Here is a 21,505-nt window from a genome sequence, read left to right on the forward strand (position 1 = left end):
TAAACGCCTCATCTTGGGCTTGTAAATCAATGGAAGCTTATGAAAACATGGAAATCTACACTGCTGATTATACTTTTTGGAGGATTTGGGGTTTCTTCATCCTTTGGGCAAGGGTGGGAAAAAGAATATGGTGATTTTTCCCTGGAGGCCATCGCTTTGTCCAATGGGAATATCGCTTTTTGGCATTTTGATTTCCTTATGGTCGCTAGTGGTGCTGGCCTGGTGCAGTCTGCTGCGTACATGCGGTCAGAAGGATTGGTTTTAAACGATATAGCGAACTCCGCCGAGGCCGCGATCGAATTACCTGATGGCACGATCACTCAGCTTAGGGCAATCCGGTCCGTTGTTGACGCGGGAGAAGGTGCGGCGGCCTTACCTAAAGTTTTCCTCCGCAATATCAATCAGGACGGGACGCTGAATTGGGTGAAATTCCAGACCCTGCCAGATTATGCACCCGATATTTTCTACCAGTTTGGGGAAATACTGCTGGATGACGATGGCAATTACTACGTGCCCGCTACTTACCAGATTGATGGGGCCCAACCCCGCCCTCTATTGATCAAGTTGGATGCTGGCGGGGAACTGGTTTGGGTGAAAAGTTATCACCAGGAAATTGCGAACCCCGACATTACCAGCTTTTTTGGAAAGCGCGGATTTTACTGGATGGAAGACGGAAGCCTAGGGTACCTGCTGCAGATAGGACTCTCAGCCCGGTTGCTCCGCCTGGATAAAGCTGGCAATGTGCTGGATATTGTGACCTTGGACTTTCCAAATTTTGGACCGCTTTTAATACATTCTGAAGTGGTAGGGTCTGACATTATCGCGCTACGCCGGGAGCATCTTAACGACCCCTTTCCTAACGGTAGCTGGCAGAAGCACACCCTTTCCCGGTACGATCCGTCAGGAGCGCTAATCTGGGATCGCCCTTTATCACCGGAATTTGACCTGTATGGTCGATCTCTGCTCACCTTAAGCAATGGGGAGTTACTGGTGCTGTCGCATCATATAGATGGTGGTGTCCATTTATCATGGATAAACCCGGCGACTGGGGAAGACAAGAAGTTAGAGCGATTCGAGGCTCTGCCGCGCAGATCTGCCCGCACCGTTTCCGAAATGCCGGGCGGAGGTTTGATTTTGGCTGGGTACGTGGATCTTCCGGGCGGCACCAATATTGATCGTGGCTATCTGTTGCGGTTGGATCAGCGCGGGCGGGTCTTTGAAAGCCAGATACAGGGCACCGTCTTTGAAGACCTGGACCAGGATTGCGGCCCATTGGTGGAAGTGCCTTTACAAAATTGGATTGTTGGTTTTGAGGGCGGTTCCAACCGCTATGCCCTGACAGATTCACTCGGGCAATTTGTCCGGCGATTGAATGCCGGCACTTACAATCCGGTGGTTTACCCCATGGGGCCGTACTGGAGCGTATGCCCGCCATCGCCCGGCTTGGGCGTCAATGCAGAAGATACGCTGGAGGTGCAGTTTCCGGTGCAGGCCCGGGTGGAATGCCCGGATATGCACGTAGACATTTCTGCCCCTTTCCTGCGGCGTTGTTTTGAAAGCCGGTATACGGTACGGTATTGCAACCGGGGTACTTTACCGGCACAGCAGGCTTACATCGAAGTCGAACTGGATGATCAACTGGCATACCTTGGGGCCAGCAAACCGGGTATGCCGCTTGAGGATCAGGTCTACCGGTTTGACATCGGCCGGGTGGATGTTGGCGAGTGCGGCAGGTTCACAATTGATGTGGAAGTAAATTGTGACGAGACAGTACTCGGGCAAAGCCACTGTACCACCGCCCGGGTTTTTCCCGATTCCATCTGCCTGCCTTCGGAAGGCTGGTCGGGCGCCAGCATGGAAGCCACAGGCGCTTGCCTTGGTGATTCGGTACAGTTTACGCTGAAAAACGTTGGCACAGCGCCTTCCACACCCAATCTGGAGTACCTCGTGATTGAAGATCAGGTGATCCTGCTGCAGGGCAACTATGATGAACTGGAGCCTGGGGAAGCAACCCTCATTACCCTGGCCGCCAACGGAGGGACTTACCGGATCGAAGCCGAACAGGAACCCAACCATCCCGGCAATGACCATCCTACGGCCACCGTGGAATTTTGTGGTCCCTTCCCCGACCCTGAAAGCTTAGGGTTCGTCACGCAGTACTGGGAAAATGATGGCGATGCCTCGGTTTCCATTGATTGTCAGCAAAACATTGGCGCTTATGACCCTAACGATAAGCGCGGCTTCCCTACTGGCTACGGGCAGGAGCACTTCATAGAGCAGGGGCAGGAGTTGGAATACCATATTCGCTTTCAAAATACCGGTACGGACACGGCCTTCACCGTGGTCATTGCGGATCAAATTTCGGAAGCGCTGGACCTGACTAGTTTCCGTCCGGGTGCAAGCAGCCATATCTACACCTATTCGATAGAGGAGGGCAGGAATCTGAGGTTCCGCTTTGAAAATATCTTGTTGCCCGATAGCACCACCAACCTGGCAGAGTCGGTTGGTTTTGTAAAATTCAAGATCAGTCAAAAGCCCGGGCTGCCATTGGGTACCGAAATCCGGAATCAGGCAGCGATCTATTTTGATTTCAACGAGGCTATTCTGACGAATACTACTTTACATACCCTTGGCAGGGACTTTATTACCTTAGCAGAGCCACCAACACCGCCAGATCCCGGGGAAGCAGACTTAACCGTTGGCCCAAACCCATCATCTGGCCCCGTGGTTTTCCGCTGGTCGGAAGCTATAACCGGGCAACTCCGCATTTTTGATGCCCTGGGCCGGCAGTGTTTTAGTTCGGAAATAGCGGGGGAAACCTTTGAACTTTCTGGAGAGAAATTTTCAGATGGGCTCTACATTTACGAGTTCGCTCCGGAGCAGGGAGCGGCCATAACCGGTACATTCATTATTCAACAATAAGCTATGAAAACTATCCAATTTATCTACCCTGGGCTAGCCCAAGAGCATCCTGCGAGCTGTTTCAGGATGATCAGGCAGAATGGTACGTTTTGAATACCCAGAAACGGGTAGTCCGGTTGGGCTGTGAATAATATACTCCCCTCGGGCACAATAAGTGATTTTTGACTTTTTCTTTTTGCGCCCTGCGGCGTTAAAAATGCTCGCCGTAGCTAGGCTATGCCTGCGCGTTTTGCCTTGCAGGCCACAAAAATAAAGTCGTCAAAATTTCACCTCTCGTGACCGAGGGGAGTATAGTAATGGGTTGAGCATTCGTCGAAAGCAGTTGGTACAGGGAATGGATTTTCGTAAGTTTGGTACCGAATCAAAAACCTCAATCACTATGCAAACCCGAAAACTGATTTTCCCACTTCTCTTCCTGGCGGCCGGCCTTCTGACTTCCTGCGGTGGCAGCGAAGATGCTTCCGCAAATACAGCGTCCACGGAGGCCTCCACCTCTTCCGAAGGCACATCTTCTGACGACCCGGCAGCTACCATGGAAAAAGCCATGAGCGATGCCATGAAGCAATTAGGCGGCGACGGAGAAACCAAAGAAGTGGTGGACTTCCGGAAACTTAAAGCCCTTTTGCCCGAGCGTATTGCGGGCATGGACCGGACCTCGCACACCGGGGAGAAGGTAGGTGCTATGGGCTTCAAAATGTCAACAGCACAGGCAGAATACGGAGATGGGGATCAATCTCTGGAGGTTTCTGTAGTTGATTTTGCAGGCGTTTCCATGATTTTAGCCAGTACTGCGGCCTGGGCGTCAGTAGAAATTGACAAAGAGACCGACAGCGGTTATGAGCGGACCACAACGATTGACGGCTACAAAGCCTTTGAAGAATACGACAGCAAGCGAAAGGAAGGGCAGATCAGTATCATTGCCGAAGATCGCTATATCATTACCATTGAAGGCCGGAATGTTGAAGAAGGTGCTCTGCGCGAAGCCCTTGATGCCGTAAGCATCGATAAGCTGAAAGGCCTGGAATAGAAGTGTTATTCGGACTTCGCGGCCTCCACCCGCTCCAAAATGCGGTGGAATTTTAGCAAGTGCTGCGGGTCGGCCTCATTGTAAATACAAAGTATCAACGTACTCCTCTTCCGGCGGTCCTGCGGGAAGAGGATTTTTATGGGGTTATGCACGTAGCCATTGTCTTCAAACATTAGGATTTGCTTGTTGCGCGTGGGCAGGCGGAACAGCCTGAGCTCCTCGGCATCTTTAGGCAGTGGCACGTCTTCGTACCCTTCTTCTGCCAGAAATTGCCGCACCATTTCATAGGTGCTTTCGAGGCGGGAGCCCCCGAAAACCGTCCGGTACTCGTATCCATCACTTTCACCGCCCAGGTAATCGCTGCCTGACGGCGGAAAATCATCGCGCAAAGGCATGGTCGTGGCTTCTGATTGAAATATAGTCATAACAAAAGTACCGCTCGTAGTTGAAAGTTTCCTCAAAAAAACGAAATTTCTAACAAATTGTGTGGAGTTTGTCGTGAAAACAATTTTTATGAATGCTAGTACCCTCTTCCCCCACCTCCTAAACCTCCTCCTCAGCACCCTCTTCATCGCCATCTTGGCGAGAGTCGCTATACCTGTACCGGAAGCCCTGGGCGGCATCCCCATCACCGGGTAAACTCTGGCGGTGCTGTTGCTGCGCTTTCCCGGGGTGGTATTTGATAGCTCTGCAAACAGGCGCGGGAGATTTTTTTACGTGTTGTACCAGGGCGGCTGTAGTCATTGGCGGAACCCCCACAGCTCTGCTTCGTCGAATATACGGAGTAGAGGGGCAGATTTTGTTGGTTGTACGTTTGCCATTGTTGTGGTTCAACCAGCTGGTTTTATTGAGTGTTTTGGCAGGATTTAGAGCTAAAATGTAATTTTTTTTTTGTGGTAATGCCCCAAAATTGTCTTTGCAGAAGTGCTCAAGCTTGCCGCATCTTTGGGGCGAAAAGCATATAAGCGCGTAGGCGATACCAAAGCCTTACAGCTAATCTATCATTTATCAACGCTTCTGCGCGACCTTGCTCCTACTTTGCAGTGTGCTTTTTTATTTCCTAAACCTAATTTTTTACTATGTTACGTTTCTACACCTTTTTATTGCTTGGCTTGTGCTGCCTTTTGGGCGGGCATAGCTTACATGCCCAGCTCAACCCGAGCGATATTATGTTTGTCGGTTTTCGCTTTGACGGAACAAGCGGCGATCTTGGCTGTGAAGACGGCTTCGCCTTTGCAGCCCTGGTGGATATTCCGGCCAATACCACCGTCTACTTTACGGAAGACGAGTACAACGGTACTGCATTTGGAACAGACGGAGGCACGATTAGCTGGACCAATACAGCGCTCACCCCAGCAGGCACCGTGGTCGCGCTAACGACTCATGTGCAGACGAACGCCGACTTTTGCAACGGAACCAATCCCGGGCCTACTGCCAATTTTGGCACCATTCAGTTTGAAACGAATATGGGCACACAACCCTGGAATATCGGCATCTCCAACCAGGAGATCTATGCCTACCTCGGCGCCCCGCTGATGCCCACGACCTGGCTTTGTGCCATGTATACCGATAATCTGGATAACTCCAATACCCCACCAGCGGAATTGAGCGGTTTAATCCTCGATTTTTCCAATGTCGATCAAGATGCCGATATGGGAATGTACACCGGCACTCTCGATTGCGCCGACCGCAATGCTTGCCTGGCCAACATTTTGAATCTCGCGAACTGGACGACCGAGAATGAACCAGGCGTCAGTGACTGCTGTGATGACAATGGTGTCGACTACCCTGGCGACTTGCCAGATGGCTTCTTTCAGTGTGAGCAGCCCGTGATCAATGGGGTGAATTTGATAGGTTGTGTTGGCAATAACAATTTGCAACTTGAGGTGGATGGCGAACTCAATGGCGCAGCGCAGTGGGACTGGCTTCAGTTAAACGAAATTTGTGAAGGTGGTTTCGCCTTTGCTACAGGCATGCAAGTTACAAGTGATTACTTAAGTGCTCCAAATGGAACGATGGCAATAGTTCGTGCTTCAGGTGGTTGTCTGAATGAACCTGTTTGCTTCACTTTTGTACCCAGCGATTTGGTGGCTAATGCCATAGGTGGTCTTGCCTTCACCGCCCCTGGCGGATTGATCTACTCCAGCGACCTGCCAATAGCCCTTACCGGGGGCATGCCTGCCGGTGGCACCTACAGTGGTACCGGTGTAGTGGATAATGGAGATGGCACCTATTCCTTTGACCCTTCCGTCGGTGCGGGCACTTACACCATCACGTACTCCTATACCGATCCTGATGGTACCAATTGTACGGCTTCAGTTGCCGATGATATTGTAGTGGAAAGCTGTGAGCAGCCCGTGATCAATGGGGTGAATCTGATTAGTTGTGATGGAGGGAATTTTTACACCCTCGAGGTCGATGGCGAACTTAATGGAGCAGCACGGTGGGAATGGACTGGCCCACCCTCGTTCCAAGACTTTCCTTGCGATCAACAAAATATTTTGGAGGTTAATGCTCAGTTTCAAATATTTAATAATGCACCATCATTGACTTTGTATGTACGTGCAGCTGGCGGTTGCCTTGAAGAGCCTATTTGTTTTGGATACACCATTAATGACCTTCTCAGTCAAGGTCTTTCCATTTCCTTCACGGCTCCAGGTCCATTTAATACGACGGATGGCATACAAGCTCTTACTACTGGTATGCCCGCAGGCGGCATCTACAGCGGCACGGGTGTGGTAGGCAATGGAGACGGCACCTATTCCTTTGACCCTTCCGTCGGTGCGGGCACTTACACCATCACGTACACCTATACCGATCCTGATGGTACCAATTGTACGGCTTCAGTTGCCGATGATATCGTAGTGGAAAGCTGTATAGCCCCTGTGATCAATGGGGTGAATATTGTAGATTGTGGAACTGATTTTTCAGGAGTTACCCTTGAAGTTGATGGAGAACTGAATGGTGCCGCTCAATGGGAGTGGACAGGAGCTAGTTTTGGAAATATACCTTGTGAAGAATTAGATGTTTTCGTTACTGGCACAACACTTTCAGGAGCTGGATTTACTGCCCCAGACTCTACTTATTATATTCGTGCAGCAGGTGGTTGTCTAGATGCACCTGTGTGCCTTGCCTATACACCTAATGAAATATTAGGAGCACCCAATATTGGCGGCACGGTAGCCTTAGCAGATGGCACAACAGATATTTCCTTTTGTATCGAAATAGATGGAACCAATGAATTGAGCTTCGCTGCTACTGGAAATGCCGGAGACAATTTCACCTTCTTAATCACTGATCAGTCCAATAATATAGAGGCCTTTGATAATACAGGTATTTTTGATTTTGCGACCCTTGATGATGGTACCTACCGCATTTGGGGACTTAGCTACTCCGGTAATCTACTGCTGGGTGTGGGCGATAATCCAGTTTCTGATCCTGTTTCTGATAAATGTTCTGACCTTTCTGATAATTTTATAAGCGTTAGATCAAAGATTGCTAATGCAGGCTCCATAGGAGTAATAGGAGCCGGAGCAGAAAATGATGTCTGTGTAGGAGATGGTATAAATGATAATTATTCATTTTTATTTCAGGGATCAGAAGGAAGTAGCCCATTTTTCTCTTCTTATGCCCTTACGGATGATAATGATGCATTGCTTCAATTTCCAATATCAAGTCCGTTCAATTTTGAGACTTTACCAGCAGGTAACTATAGAGTGAGGACAGTACTTTATACTGGTAGTCTCACGCTAAACCTTGGAGATAACCTGACTACCACGCCTATTTCTAATGACTGCTACGATTTTTCTGGCAACTTTATCGCATTTAATTTGTCAGCAGTACCTACTGTCACCTTCACTGCTCCGGGGCCTTTTGCGCCAAATGCCGGTATTCAGGCACTTACAGGAGGGATGCCCGAAGGCGGTACTTACAGTGGTCCGGGGGTAATCAATAATGGAGATGGCACCTATTCTTTTGATCCTTCCATCGGACTAGGATCATATACGATCACATTTACCTTTGAGGTAGCTGCATGCAACACTGCGGCAAGTACTACTGATATTATTGTAGTGCAAGAAGTTTTCTTACCTGGCGATATGTGCATGGACGCCATTGATATCAACACTCAGTTCGGCCAAACCCCAGGTGAAGTACAATCTTCCGGCCCTTACGACAATACCAACGCCACCACCGACGACTCCGACCCCGACTTCGGCTGGGAGTGCTTCGGCGAGCCGGACGGCGGCGGCAGCGCTCCTTCCCTGGAAAGAACGCTTTGGTACACCTTCGAGGGGGATGGCAACAACTACTTCATCGAAGCCCTGGCCTGTGGCGACGACCCGATTGACTTTGGCGATACGCAGTTCGTCATTTACGAAGGTCCCAGTTGCGACAGTCTGGAAGCGGTACTTTGCAGCGAAGATGGGCCCAATGTGATGCCAGGCGGCCCCTTCCCGGCGGGCGACACCCTACAGACCGAGGCAGGTGTGACCTACTACATCATGGTAGACGGCTTTGGCCCGGACTTCGCCGCCGATGGCGAGTTCTGCCTTGAAGTCACCAATCTCACCGTGCCAGTAGTGCCCGCCATGGTGACTTTCCAAGTTGACGCTTCCCGCTTGGTGGAAGCCGGCACGCTTGCGCCAGAGGGGATTTTTATATCCGGTGAGTTTAACGGCTTCCCAGACCCAGGCACCCCAATGGTGGAAGGCGCAGACAACGTTTGGAGCATCACGCTGGAGTTCCCTGAGAGTGATACGTTCGAGTACAAGTTTCAAAACGGACCCGGCGGCTGGGAAGATATTGACGAGAGCATCGGCGACCCCTGTACCTTAGGTGACTTCGGCAACCGCTTCGTAGTGGTAGAGGAAACGGATGTTACGACCGATCTGGTCTGCTTCAACTACTGCGTCACTTGTGATATGGTGGTGGGTATAGACGAGCAGACGCTGCAGGCTAGCATCGAGGTATTCCCTAATCCGGTGCGGGACATCCTGAATGTGCAGGTCGATCTGCCATCAGCTGCGGAGTCCCTCCACCTCCGCTTGATGAATACGCTCGGCCAGGTCGTGCTGTCCAACAACTACGGCCAACTGCAAAGCGGCAATATCGAGCTGGATATGAGCCAACTGCCAGCGGGCACGTACTTGCTGCAGGTAAGAGATGGCCGGGCGCAGTTTGCGCGTTCGGTGGTGGTGCAGCGGTAGTATGTCTTAGAGCATGTTTGGAGTGGACTCGTTATGAAAATCAAGGAGTTGTTAGTTCTGGCTAGACTTTTTTTTGCGCGTTTGGCAGAGCCTGCCCCGCAGAATGCGGGGTCAAATAAGCCAAAAAAGGTGACGCCAGAGCCTGTTCCGCATTTCTGCGGGGTTCATAAGTCCTTGGTTTGCAATAGGAGCAAGCTCCAAACATACTCTAAAGGTCATTGGGGGCCTTTTCAACCCTAACGTAGTCAAAATAGGCAGGAATATCTTCTGCTGTACTTGGACAGGTATTGGCTCTTACACCGTTCCCCAGGCAAGCCAACCCAATGTACTTTGGATCAAAGTGTAACTGATCCTTTGCAAAAGAAGTAAAACCTCCAATACTGTCATTGATCATATAGGCTGTCTGATAATGGTCGGGCGTGATTTTCATCTTCAGCCAAATTTCTTTTTCCGCTATTGGCTGCTCTTCTTTGTCGTAGATCTGTGTATGAAGTTGCTTGGTAAAGTGTACGGTTCTTCCCTCCACCTGATTGAGAACTTGTACGCCACGCTTATGCTCTACCCGATGGGCTTGAGTACGGTGTTCAAAAAAGGTATCGGGGTTCATTGTAGCAAATGAAAACCGGAGGTTGTTGGTCCGGGTTAAGTTGGAATCCAAGAGGAATACAGCGGCTTGCTGGTAACGATTGGAAGGGTTGAAATCCACAATTTTTACCGTAATCTCGCAGTGCGTACAATCCAGTTTTTTATAAACAAGGTTATGGACTGTGGAGTCAATCAGGTTGCTGGAGTATTCTCCGTATTGAGTGAATAGGGTGAGCACCCCACTTCTGATTTGATTCCAGTGAGTGCTGTCAAAACAAATGAACTTCCAGCCACGGTCGTGAAGCCCTGCCGGTGAGTTGTTGTGAAAACCTTCGGTCCAATGAAAACTTTTGGTTTTTTGGGGAGCCAGTGAAAAAAGCAATACAAATAGTAAGGAGCATATTGGCAATGCTATGAAAACCAATTTATGCCTTTTGGGGCTGTCGTCCGGTGAAGGCACCTGCTGCTTAGTTTCGGCTAAAGTTGGCTGTTGTTGGCAATATTCAAGATAATCCTGAAAGGTAAATGGCTGATCCTGACAGCCATCTAATAGGAAGGTAGCGTAAATGTCTAACATCTTAGGGCTTGGCCGGTTTCGGTCTTCCATGAGATTGCGGATAGTGTCCCTGCTGAGGTGAAACCCTGTTTTTTCTTTTATGGCATCGCGAATATCACTATAATAGTGGCTATGTTTCTCGATGTTTTTGTTTCGGAAGACCTTTTCCCAAAGGTCTTTTTTTAGCTTTTCGATAGGCATTGGTTACAATTGGAGTTTTGTTTTCTGGCATGTAGTACCATGGATAGCCTGTTGAGTGACCCCTTTTCGATGTATTTTTTAATTTTAGGGTATGAAAAAGTCTGCGAATGCCATTAATTGGACTTGGTATACTGCGCTCAAGCATTCAGACCCGCGTGCCGCGAATTATTTAGTGGATCATATAAGGCCTGTAGTGATTGGTAAATTAAAACGCTCCGGTGCGGGAGAGGCGGATGCAGAGGATGTTTTTATGGAAGCGGCAGAGGATATTTTTCGAAGGGTTCGGAAAACAGAGCAGGCTTTTTTTGAAGATGAAAAATTCCCGGCGTACTTTCTTCAGGCTTGTGTTTGGACGTGGTTCAAGAAGTCTGGCAATAAAAAAGCCTGGTTAGAGGTCACCAATCACCTGTCAGAGGTACTATTTAGCGAGCAGGATATTGAAGAGGAGTTGATAGCAGCAGAGCGGTCGAAGTTGTTTTGGGCGACGTTCGACAAGCTTGGGGCAGCTTGCCAAAAAGTACTTCGGCTTTTCATTGTTGAGGAGAGGCCTCATCAGGACATTGCAGACGAAATGGGGTATCAATATCAGTATGCCAAGAAGAAAAAATACAAGTGTTACCAAAAGCTGGTTGAGATGATTAAGCTTGATCCGTTATATAAGGAGTTAACAGACAATAGCGAAAATGGCAATACCTGAAGAAAACAGCCGCCGAATCCAGGATTATTTGGACGGTGAAATGTCTGATGCTGACCGGCACCGGTTTGAACAGGATTGTGCAAAAGACAAGTCGCTTGCAGCTGATTTGGCTTTGTATCAGTCCGTACAGCAAGCATTGAGAGACGAGGAGGCATTAGTAGCCTTCCGCCGCAAGGTTACGGATCGGATTGCACAGCATCAATCCTTGAAAGTGGATAGTGCTAAAGCTGGCAGGGCAGGTGGCCGAAACTTGCTTTTATTCCTGATTGCATTAGCCATTATGGGGGGCGCACTTTTTTTATTCAGAAGATCGGGGAGCTCTTCCATACCTCAAGCCATAGATCAACCGGATACACCTTCGCCATCTTCGCTGGCTAACTCGGTGGACAGCACCTCTACCTCAATTGTAAAGGCAGATGACATCGCAGCGCCTCCATCTGATCCACGCGAAGCCTCAGCACCTTTACAGAAGGAAACTTCACCTTCTGCTCAGGAAAAACCACGAGGAAGGAAAGCGGAAGCATCCGCCTATCGTCAATTGGCTTTGTCGGAATTTACCACTACGACATTTGTATTTCGGGGCATAACCACTGATAATGGATCTGGTGACTCATCAGAATACGCGTTGCTCTTATTTGCGCAGGCTGGCGCAACTACGGATGTCACAGCGCAGCAAAGCTACCTTGAGCGGGTTGTTGAAGCGCTGAAAGGTAGCCGAGTAGCAGAAGACCCAAGGCTACTGCTGACCCGCGCACAAGCTTACTTTCAACTGGGGCAGTACGCGAAGGCTGCATCTGACTTCAAAGCCCTGCGAAACAGCTTCATCTACGGTGGGGATGCCGATTGGGGGCTTGCACTTTGCTACCTGGCACAAATGCCAGCCAAAGCTGATGCTTTCCAAGATGCTATGTCAGTCCTACTCATGGATGAATCCCATAGCTTTCATGCTAAAGCCGTACAGCTCAGCAAACAGGTGGAAGCGATAGAGGAATAGATGTCAGTCAATTGGACTCATGTCTCCAATGGCGATGATGCCGCCCCAGAAGAAGGGGTGGGATTGGAAGCCGGGTGTTTCTGCCAGATAATTTAGCTTAGCGTTTCTAAGTGCTTCGCTTTTATTTACTCCCTGCTTCAGTTCCTTGTGGAAGTTTAACATTAGTCTGCTGGTTAGTTGATCCTCCATTGGCCAAATACTGGTTACCGCACTCTTCGTTCCTGCGTGGGTGAATGCGCGGGTGATTGAGATAATTCCTTCTCCTTTTAGAAACTGGCCATTTGCTGTTTCACAAGCGCTGAGAACCACCATTTCTGTATTCATACGCAGGGCTAATAGATCCTCCACATATAGCCTGTTGGTTTTACTTTTCGGTGAAGCTGTAAATGTAAGGTAGGACTTTTCCCCCCACAGTGTATCCGATTGTCCATGGGTGGCTATGTGAAGTAATTTGTAGGAAGGCATTAGGGAGCAGAATGCTTCTTTTGTTGCTTCCTTGCCTGTGATTACATCTCCTTTCCATAAACTGGCTATTGCATATGCCTCTTCTTCGTTATCAAGTAAAAAAGAAGATTCAGAAGTTAGTCCATCGCTAGTGCTATACTTCGAATAAGGTAAATTACTTAAGGGTACGGAAGGGGCTACAGCAAGCATACTTTTGGGGGATAAGGGGCCGTTTGCACGTAGCATCTGAGTTTCAAGTACTCGTAGACTAAAAGCATATCCAATTTTTTTGTCTTTTATCCAGTAGGGGTAACTGCCAAAGTTTTTGATATTTTTTGGAGCTTCTGACAGCAGTAGGCCAAAAGGAATAAACTGTAGCTTTTCATCGGGTATGATGAGAGGCTCCTCGGTTATCCTGTCCTCAATTGGACGAATAAGCTGATTGTAGAGGACATGGGCACTATGAATATACTGTCTGGTAAGCGTTTCAATATCTGGTTCGCTGCTCTGTCCTTGAGCGGAAAGGAAGTAGGCATAGATTCCGTCTTGCATATTTGCTATGACTTTATCTATATCGCTTGTTAAAGGTATGGAAATAAGGTCAACCTCATCTTTACGGATAAGAAAGATGAATATTGAGGAATCCCCGATATAGTATTCTAGAATGGTCTGCGAAGACTGCTCTCTGATAAAGAGTAGCTTCTGGAACCGTTCCACCGCCATGTCCCGCCCCAGCTGAAACCGGTCTTCGTAATATTTGGCAAATTGGCTGGCATAGGTAGCCTTGAGGCTTCGAAGAGCTTCTTGTTGTGCGTATTGCTGATCGAGAAGGCCTGCCTTTATTTGCGGGTCGGTTGAAGCCTGAATTTCGCGATCGAGCATATTTAGCTGTCGTTTGATTTTCCATTCCAGCACCCTAAGACTATCGGGCACGCGATAGACTTCTTTTTGAGAAAGGTCTCTTAACTCGCTAAAGAGATTAACAGATTTGTTCCACTCACTAATGGACAATGCTATGTTATAAGCATCTAAATCACCGGTCTGCCGATAGAGAGACGCAGTTGTATTTACGCAAATATTTAGTGTTGGTTTTAGCTTCAGCCGCATAGCTCTTGCTGCTTTGGCGTTGTAGGTGTTACGATGAAGGTATTCAATTGAAGCGGCTAAAGCCCCGCAAGGTTTACAGGAATGTTGCAGTAGATCCTGCGATAACTCTCGCTCCGAGAGCAACCGGACTTCGGTTTCCAATGCTTGAATGAGCAAAGGGAAGTAAGAAACATCAGCTAAGCTTAATTTGTCATCTGGATCGAAAAGTATAGCCTGATAGGTGGTGTCGATGTACTTTAGTGCCAGAGGGAGTTCCCCTTTTGCTGCATAGTATTCTGCCAGCCCCAGGTAGGCAAACCCTGTCATAAAGTGCTGCAGGCCCAGGCTAAAGAGCCGGCCGTTCCGTGCTTTTGTCAAATATGGCTCTGCCAGATCGTACTGGCCAAGCTGCGTGTAATTCCTGCCCAGCTCAAGATAATAAGTACAGGTAAAAGGGTGCAAGACACCCAGTTCTTCTTCTGATATCTTGGCCCCCTTTTTTAACAGAGGTATCGCTTCTGCGTGCCGTTGCTGATCGAAAAGCAAAGATGCCATATTGTTAAGAACATTAGCTGTAGCGCTGCTCTTTGGCCCCGATATTTTCAAGCTCAGTTCCAGGGCAGCCGAATAGTACTTTCCTGCCTGCAGGGTGTCGCCCTCTTTTTGGTAGAGGTAGCCAATATTATTCATTGCATTGAGCACCCTTTTTGATTCGGGACCTTCCCATTTAATATACTCTTGCAAAGCCTTTTCTACGTATACTCTTGCAGAGCCTTGATCCCCCATAGCTGAATAGGTCACGGCTATGGTATTATACACCTCACTTATGTCAATGCTAAAGCCAATAGCTTCCCTTACCTCCAAAGCCTTAAAAGAATACTCAAGTGCCTGCTCATTGAATCGGAAGCGGCCGTACATCTTTCCTGCCTCCTGATAAGCCAGAGCTAGTGGTTCGGAAACCGGCGCTCTTTCAAAATAACGAACTGAGTTTTTAATCGCCTGGAGCGCATACTGAAGGTGGCTTTTCTCCTGCAAACGAGAAGTAAAGTCAAATACAGTATTCCAGGCCTGCGACAAACAAACAGTATCAGAAGATTGGATAGCTTGATCAAGGTATATATCAAGAATGTTTAGCGCAGCTTGGAAATGTATGTCGGTGCTATCCGTACGTTGTGCCTCCCAATGGTACTGCCCTTGCTCAAAATGCAGAGTTAGGGCTGCGGTGTCTGGTGATAGGCAGGGGGGAGATTGCCGCGCCATAGAGCCTGAGTTTTGCCCGTTGCCATAAAGTAGGAGTAAGATTAAGATGGCTATGATGGGGAGTAGGGTGGCGTTTGGCATGGTGGTTGGTTTTGTTGCTGGATGGGTAAGCAGAAATATAGGAAACTCCATATTCTGTTTCTGTCTAGTCAGCTAACCCAAAAATTGGAAGTTCTAACTTGACTTTCATTAGACTTGCTGTAAAACTTCATTGTTAAAATTAAAGCTATGCTCGGAACGGAGAGGTTTGGGCGTAAGGCACAAACCCGACGCACGAGTATATGTCGACACGAAGTCATGTTCGGTCCCAAACTACTTCGTCGTCGGTATATACACCCTAGCCATCCCGATTTATAAATCGGGATGGCTAGGTTCCCTGCATCTGTCATTTTAGGTATAAATCAACACTTGTGAGCCCAAAGTAGCTACCACATATTCCTCAAACCTTGATTCTTAAAGACTCAAATAACATTGAATCTATTAATGATACCAAACGGTAATTTTCACCTCTCGTATTTCTACAGATCAAGGCTTTGTTTGTTCCATGAGGCTGAGATCATAAGCTCAAAGATATTGACCTTCGATGCTGAAAATCATTTAATAATGACTAAACGCTTTAGCACAACACTCTGCTCTGTATAAACACCGACCAAATACATACCGCTACTCAAACCCTGGATATCAAACAATTGCCCTACTTCGCAATCCTCCCATACCTTCACCTCAGAACCATTTATTGAATGCAGAACAACTCTCGACGGGAGCTTCCCAACCTTATTAATTACTTGGAAGAAGTCATTACTGGGATTGGGGGCGATGTCCCAATAATCGCTCTCCTTTTCTACATTGGAAGTACGAACTGGTTGAACAACGTTAATTATTATATCTGGTATAACCAAATCCATTTCACCTTGAACTCCTTCAACATAAGCCGGGACTGGTTCATTGTCTAAATAGACATAAAGATTTTCACCAGGAGGTGATTTTGCAACAAGCTTCAGGCTGAGTAGGATAGAATCAGTTTCAATTGTAACGGGTTGGGCATTAAACCATACCATTGAAAAACGGTGAGGTGTAATACTATAGTTGTTAGGCGATAAATCAAGTAGTTCATTATCATCACCAACCCCAACTAGCTCTAATTGGCTTGAATCCCAAGCTAGTGAATACTGAAGAGCAAAAAGTTGTTCAAAACCGCTAGCCTTCAGCTCTACATTTACAGTGTCCCCTTGTACAACTGAAGCAGTATCTGACCAAATGCGGAGAGGTGCATCTAAGCTCCGGTTCTCAGTTGTAATAATACTTGCAGGATCAGCGCTATTGTTGACATCTCCTATCTTAATTCCAACAAAGTCTGCATCTGTAATATCATCCGATAAGTTCGTAAGTACCCGTTGCTCCGGGAATTGGGTTTCAAAAGGGTTGTTTGGGTTATTGAAGGTGTGATCTGATTGCACAAAACGCCAGGAGTCCACGTCCTCGAAATGATCCGTAAGAAAGAGGATCAACCGCTGGATATCTGCCAAATCTCCACTATTAATCATATTCGGCAAACTTGCATTGGCAGCAATTATCTGGTACGGAGTTTCCAACTGGTCTAAGAGGAGAATATGGCGTTGAATTCTGAACAAGTCTCCTGCATTTACGCCGTTTCGGTAATTGATGTCTTTTTGTGGAGCAATCACGTATTCCTTTCCTGCTTCCAGTTCTGGGAAACAATACTCCCCAAGCGCATCGGTTAAAGTGAAAAACTCAACACCCTCGTCATCAGTAGCCACCACCTCTACATTTTCAACAGGCAATCCGTCTTCCCGCTCTACGACACCACATGCTGAAAAGGTGCTGCACAAACAGACTTCTTCACCCTCTAAATAAAGGTTGATTTGGGTAGACATATCACCGAATACAGCCTCTGCGTAAACCGGAGCAACTTCTCCGTTCAGTAATAGATTCGAGCAGCCTTCAATATCACTCTCCAGTCTGACCGTAATATATATCACCTCTGTACTATCTGCCAGTGAAACCGCATTTCCAGAGTACCAAATCACGATTCCCTCTCCACCATTATTTAATACATTTGATATTGGGTTGCCCCCTATAGCATTACTGAAATTGATTTCCTCAATAGTAGCAATAGCAGGGTTTTCAAACTGTAAACTGAATTGAAAATTAGTCACTTGCTCAAAATTTTCAACTATAATTGGCACTTCCACCGTTTCACCTGCTGCACCACAAAGATCAGGAACGACTTTGAAAGAAACCCAGTCATCAGGGTGTTGATATAATATATCTTCGCAATAGATATCTTCTCCGCACCCTCCTGTTGCTGTTAGGCAAACTGTGTAATTGCCAGTCGATGCGTAGCTGAAAGTGGGGTTTTCCAATGGTGAGTTATTGCCGTTGCCAAAATCCCAAAAATAGCTTACAACATCACCTGTTGATCCATTATTGAATATAATGGTATCATTTTGTATTTCGTACTGAAAACCAGCTGAAGGAGGTTCACAGCATTGTTCGATATCTATTGACAGGCTAGTAGTTTCTACTCCATCTCTAAAAACGAGGACTTGATAAGTCTCCGGAGGCAGGGTGCCTATTGGCAATGATTCTGACCAGGGGGTGATCACTTCCGGACAAAACTGCCCTGAAGCGAATTGTGTCTGAATGTCAACTTCAATTATGTTCCCATTAAAAGCTATACTTGAACTAAGTATTGATTGACAAGAATTTGGAAATTCTCCATTTACGGTTAGTGTAATGTCATCGCAGCTATTCGGATTGGATGGTGAAACAAACACGCTATCAAAGCTACAGTCCGGCAGACCGTCATCACATCCCCACACTGTCTCAATATTAGTCAGGCTTTCTAATAAAGTACCATCTCCAGATTCGCAAGTTTGAGTATCATCTTGTATGGTATTACAGCTTTCTATTATCCCCCCTGAGCAATCGTATATTTTATGGAATTGAAAAGGTGCATCATTAAAGCATATTCCATCAATCAATACTACTGTTTCCCCGTTTAATTCTGCTGATGATAACTTATAACTACAGCCCGAAAGACCACCATCGCAGTCAAAATTGCTGCTTAGTTCTGTTAATTCGGAGACGATCCATTCATCACATATAGCGAAACAATCAGGTGCTTCAGGGTTGCAAATATATATAATTCGACAGCAGATACGCCATGTGTTGCCGTCCCAAAACCGGACGCTGATATTGCGGTATCGGCATTCCCCAGGCTGTGGGAGAATAGTGTGCTGAGCGCCTGCGCCTATAGCCTGCCCGGTTTCGTCATCGTACCATGTAGCCTGTGTAGCGCCTTGGGAATCGAGGCTGAAGGTGTATCCGGACTCCTGGGTATAGCCTACGTCAATGAGCCCGCATTCATAGGGGTCGCATACATATACTGCGTAACAGCAGATGCGCCATGCGATGCCGTCCCAGAACCGCACGCTGATATAGCGGTATCCGCATTCTCCGGGCTGTGGGAGAATGGTGTGCTGAGCGCCTGCGCCTATAGCCTGCCCGGTTTCGTCATCGTACCACGTAGCCTGTGTAGCGCCTTGGAAATCGAGGCTGAAGATGTATCCGGACTCCTGGGTATAGCCTACGTCAATGAGCCCGCATTCATAGGGGTCGCAAAGTGTAACGTCCCGGCAGCAAGTGCGCCAACAATCAGAAACAGGGTCATAATATCGTGCACATACAGTTAAAGGGTTACAGTTGGGCTGGGTGGGTAGGAAGTAGTTTGCCGAAGAACTTTCATCAAAATTATCTTCAGAGGATACTGTATACCAGGTAAGTTGTTGTCCAGTATCCTCAAGCGTAAATTCATATCCGGTAGTAGTAAATGTATAAGCAATATTATGCTCACAGGAAGCTGGTGCAGAAATGCAAAAATCTTCGCAGCAATATTGTAAACAACCATCACTATCAAAATAAGGATAGCAAATTGTATAATTGCCATCAGTAGGGAATGAAAACTCTTGTGTGCTGTTGATTGCGCCAGATACAGGGGTTCCATTCCTTATCCATTCATTTCCGCTTGCGAAGTTAGGATCGGTACAAATAAATTCGTAGCTACTGCCATCATATTTATATGTAAGGTTACTGCAATCACTGGAGAATATTGGGTTTATGCAAGGAGAGCAATCTTCTTCATCTAAACTTATAAGGTCTACACAATATCCTGTATTATCGTCGAAACTGTCATCGGATTCTTCTATGGTTTGAAAAGGATCCACAGTAAGGCCTACACTGTAGTCTCCACTACTGATATTATTACTACAAAGGTCAACCTCTATTGAAGTGGTGAAGCTTTCTCCGGGGCTTAAACCCGGGATTGATACAAAACCGAGGTAGTTCTGAGCGTATGACAGGTTATCATCATCTGGAGCAGTAGATAAAAAAATTCCTAATGAAGTATTAGTACTTGAAGTTGAACCGTCATTTTCAATGGTCACTACTTCCATTTTGAGTAGGCCATCCTCTAGAGAATAATTACAATTTCCTGAATGCGTAAGATCGGGCAGTGTACATTCTGGTTCAGGAGAAAAACGGGACAGCGCCATTAAAGCTTGAAAAATAGGAGGTGAAAAACTCCCAGCTAGCAATGATTCATTCCCATGGCCTGCCGCAATATCTACGTAGCGGTAAGCATTCAGCGTCCCCACATTAGATTTGGTCACCAATGTTGAAGAGGTATTTGAAGTCTCATTAGAAATGTACGTTGACAAACCTCCAAACTCTTCACGATTTACTCCCACTAGTAGTTCACCCGCTGTACAGCCTTCGATGATGCCGAAGGGGGTCTCATAAACTTCAGTTGCAATATTTCCATCAACGCCATCATCGTAAGGAGCTCTTTTAAACCATTCGACAAAATCATTTCCTCTTTTCAGTATCCAGTATGGATTAAAATCACCATTGGGCTGGATGCATATATTATTGTATCCAATATCGCCGGGGAAGCCAGCACACTCTGTTTTACAAAGCATAGCAAAGCCACCGTCTTTAGTCGCGACTCCGTCAATAAAACTGTCCGCTGTTGCGCCACCATATCTAAATCCAAAGTCAAGTACAAGGCTATTACCTATCGCATTATATTTCCGTACAACAACATCACCTCTAGGGTTAACCACCGGCTGAATGCTTCTATTCTGACCGGGTTCCTGAAAGTTCGGATCTATGCAATAATACTCTGGGTCACCATTCGGTCGTTCCTCAAAATATCGAACTCCAAAAAAATAAAATCCTGAACCTCCTATTTGAGCATCAATTTTCCCTATTTTTCCATCAAGGAAGTACCCTTCAATCGGATCGCTAACAGAGGGGTATGTAGATAAATCATTTGATCTATAAACTTTAAAGTAGCCATCGGTACTTGTATCGTTGCCAGGATCATTCGTAAGGTAACCGCCAACAATAATATTCCCGCCGGAGGTTTTTTCGACCGTGAGTGCTACGCCATTTTCGCCATGTATAAGTTCATGATTATTGATGACAATATTACCGGCAGTATTTACTTTCATTATCCAGTATTCGGATATCAAGGAACCATTTCGCCCACCGTAACTACCTACTACAAAAAAATGTCCGTTGACTTCTACCGCAGAATAGAATGCATCATCAAAAAAATTGCTTCCCTCAACGATTCTCCATTCTTCGTTTCCGCTTGCATCAGACTTTATTATTATAGCATCTCCTGAATCTGTAACAGGTTGAGTTTCTCCAACTAGCAAATACCCCCCATCGGAAGTGGGTAATACAAAGTTTGTATATTCAAATGGCTGAGGGGAGGAAGAGTTATTAAACACATAATCTTCTATATGCTCTACCGTTTGAGTAAATAAAATAGCTGGAAAAAAATACACAAATAGTGAAATATACTTGTTCATAAATATTATTTTTAATAAAAGTCTATGATGAGTATCAAGAAACGTTTCCATGCAGTTGCTTAGCGACGCGCAACAAATAACTGTGGGCTTTCCAGGAGTACTTTTTCCTTTATCCGGCGTTGAAGAACCGCTACCCTTAGCCCCACTAAGGGCAGGAATCCCGCAATTTTGCGGGACAGGCTCTTCGCCCCCGCAATGCTGCGGGGCAGGCTTTGACTAAAGAAAAAATCACTACCCTAGCCAAACACGACACTTATTAATCGCGCGTCGCTTAGACTGTAAGCGCAATGTAAAACTCTTCTTTTTTCGTTTCAAACTGCCCCTGTGGCTTGTATACCGATAGCAAAGAGAATTGCCCTTCAATAAAAAAGTCAGAATAAGGCGCTCCATATCGAATCCAAAAGCTGCCCCCTGTCGCATTTACGCTCCGCTCTTCATGCGGCGTGAGCAGGAAAATGGATTCATCAACAAGCATCTCATAAATGTTACTGATGGAGTATTGATTGGCAACAAGGCCTCCGCCGTACCAAGATTCCCCGTCGTATTCGTAGAACCGTTGAGCATGGCTCGGTAAGTGCATGAGCAGCAAGGAAGCATAAAGAAGCAATGTGAATGTTGTTTTCATG

General features: G+C 46.9%; 11 protein-coding genes. 6 read left to right on the top strand and 5 right to left on the bottom strand.

From position 1 onward, the window contains the following. Window positions 1-39 precede the first annotated feature (39 nt). Both RIC19_RS00075 and RIC19_RS00080 read left to right on the top strand, forming a co-directional pair. Window positions 40-2,922, top strand: coding sequence for a DUF7619 domain-containing protein (locus RIC19_RS00075; protein WP_350175560.1), 2,883 nt, complete (start codon window positions 40-42; stop codon window positions 2,920-2,922). A 379-nt stretch (window positions 2,923-3,301) separates the two neighbouring features. Continuing rightward, window positions 3,302-3,949, top strand: a complete 648-nt coding sequence (locus tag RIC19_RS00080; protein ID WP_350175562.1) for a hypothetical protein — start codon at window positions 3,302-3,304, stop codon at window positions 3,947-3,949. Window positions 3,950-3,954: 5 nt separating this feature from the next. Here the strand turns inward: RIC19_RS00080 and RIC19_RS00085 are convergent, their stop codons facing one another. Next, window positions 3,955-4,374, bottom strand: coding sequence for a hypothetical protein (locus tag RIC19_RS00085; RefSeq protein ID WP_350175564.1), 420 nt, complete (start codon window positions 4,372-4,374; stop codon window positions 3,955-3,957). An 88-nt stretch (window positions 4,375-4,462) separates the two neighbouring features. Here RIC19_RS00085 and RIC19_RS00090 point away from each other — a divergent pair, with 88 nt between their 5' ends. Both RIC19_RS00090 and RIC19_RS00095 read left to right on the top strand, forming a co-directional pair. After that, on the top strand, window positions 4,463-4,588 hold the full coding sequence (locus RIC19_RS00090) for a hypothetical protein (RefSeq protein WP_350175566.1): 126 nt from the start codon (window positions 4,463-4,465) through the stop codon (window positions 4,586-4,588). Between the two features lie 440 nt (window positions 4,589-5,028). Next, window positions 5,029-9,156 carry a T9SS type A sorting domain-containing protein gene (locus tag RIC19_RS00095; RefSeq protein ID WP_350175568.1) on the top strand — a complete coding sequence of 1,376 codons (4,128 nt, stop codon included), beginning with the start codon at window positions 5,029-5,031 and terminating at the stop codon, window positions 9,154-9,156. Between the two features lie 208 nt (window positions 9,157-9,364). On the opposite strand, the gene RIC19_RS00100 is transcribed toward RIC19_RS00095, so the two are convergent. After that, window positions 9,365-10,498: a hypothetical protein gene (locus RIC19_RS00100; protein ID WP_350175570.1), complete on the bottom strand. Its 1,134-nt coding sequence runs from the start codon at window positions 10,496-10,498 to the stop codon at window positions 9,365-9,367. A gap of 91 nt (window positions 10,499-10,589) precedes the next feature. On the opposite strand from RIC19_RS00100, the gene RIC19_RS00105 reads away from it, so the two are divergent. Then, entirely contained in the window at window positions 10,590-11,195 is a 606-nt protein-coding gene (locus tag RIC19_RS00105) for an RNA polymerase sigma factor (protein WP_350175572.1), read from the top strand. Then, a complete protein-coding gene (locus RIC19_RS00110; protein WP_350175574.1) occupies window positions 11,182-12,189 on the top strand; it encodes an anti-sigma factor family protein in 1,008 nt (335 codons plus the stop codon). Before RIC19_RS00105 ends, RIC19_RS00110 begins: the two co-directional genes overlap by 14 nt. A gap of 3 nt (window positions 12,190-12,192) precedes the next feature. On the opposite strand, the gene RIC19_RS00115 is transcribed toward RIC19_RS00110, so the two are convergent. The 3 genes from RIC19_RS00115 to RIC19_RS00125 all read right to left on the bottom strand — a co-directional run bounded on the left by RIC19_RS00115 (window position 12,193) and on the right by RIC19_RS00125 (window position 21,504). After that, window positions 12,193-15,060 carry a CHAT domain-containing protein gene (locus RIC19_RS00115; protein ID WP_350175576.1) on the bottom strand — a complete coding sequence of 956 codons (2,868 nt, stop codon included), beginning with the start codon at window positions 15,058-15,060 and terminating at the stop codon, window positions 12,193-12,195. Window positions 15,061-15,572: 512 nt separating this feature from the next. Beyond that, the gene (locus RIC19_RS00120; RefSeq protein WP_350175578.1) at window positions 15,573-20,879 is read right to left on the bottom strand and encodes a PKD domain-containing protein; all 5,307 of its coding nucleotides are present in this window, start codon (window positions 20,877-20,879) and stop codon (window positions 15,573-15,575) included. Between the two features lie 271 nt (window positions 20,880-21,150). After that, on the bottom strand, window positions 21,151-21,504 hold the full coding sequence (locus RIC19_RS00125; RefSeq protein ID WP_350175580.1) for a hypothetical protein: 354 nt from the start codon (window positions 21,502-21,504) through the stop codon (window positions 21,151-21,153). Window position 21,505 lies beyond the last annotated feature (1 nt).

This window comes from Phaeodactylibacter sp. (assembly GCF_040219495.1).
Taxonomy (GTDB): Bacteria; Bacteroidota; Bacteroidia; order Chitinophagales; family Saprospiraceae; genus Phaeodactylibacter.

Excerpts from the sequence above, each read along its gene's own strand:
- RIC19_RS00075 (WP_350175560.1), top strand. The coding sequence starts at position 40 with ATGAAAACATGGAAATCTACACTGCTGATTATACTTTTTGGAGGATTT.
- RIC19_RS00080 (WP_350175562.1), top strand. The coding sequence starts at position 3,302 with ATGCAAACCCGAAAACTGATTTTCCCACTTCTCTTCCTGGCGGCCGGC.
- RIC19_RS00085 (WP_350175564.1), bottom strand. The coding sequence starts at position 4,374 with ATGACTATATTTCAATCAGAAGCCACGACCATGCCTTTGCGCGATGAT.
- RIC19_RS00090 (WP_350175566.1), top strand. The coding sequence starts at position 4,463 with ATGAATGCTAGTACCCTCTTCCCCCACCTCCTAAACCTCCTCCTCAGC.
- RIC19_RS00095 (WP_350175568.1), top strand. The coding sequence starts at position 5,029 with ATGTTACGTTTCTACACCTTTTTATTGCTTGGCTTGTGCTGCCTTTTG.
- RIC19_RS00100 (WP_350175570.1), bottom strand. The coding sequence starts at position 10,498 with ATGCCTATCGAAAAGCTAAAAAAAGACCTTTGGGAAAAGGTCTTCCGA.
- RIC19_RS00105 (WP_350175572.1), top strand. The coding sequence starts at position 10,590 with ATGAAAAAGTCTGCGAATGCCATTAATTGGACTTGGTATACTGCGCTC.
- RIC19_RS00110 (WP_350175574.1), top strand. The coding sequence starts at position 11,182 with ATGGCAATACCTGAAGAAAACAGCCGCCGAATCCAGGATTATTTGGAC.
- RIC19_RS00115 (WP_350175576.1), bottom strand. The coding sequence starts at position 15,060 with ATGCCAAACGCCACCCTACTCCCCATCATAGCCATCTTAATCTTACTC.
- RIC19_RS00120 (WP_350175578.1), bottom strand. The coding sequence starts at position 20,879 with ATGAACAAGTATATTTCACTATTTGTGTATTTTTTTCCAGCTATTTTA.
- RIC19_RS00125 (WP_350175580.1), bottom strand. The coding sequence starts at position 21,504 with ATGAAAACAACATTCACATTGCTTCTTTATGCTTCCTTGCTGCTCATG.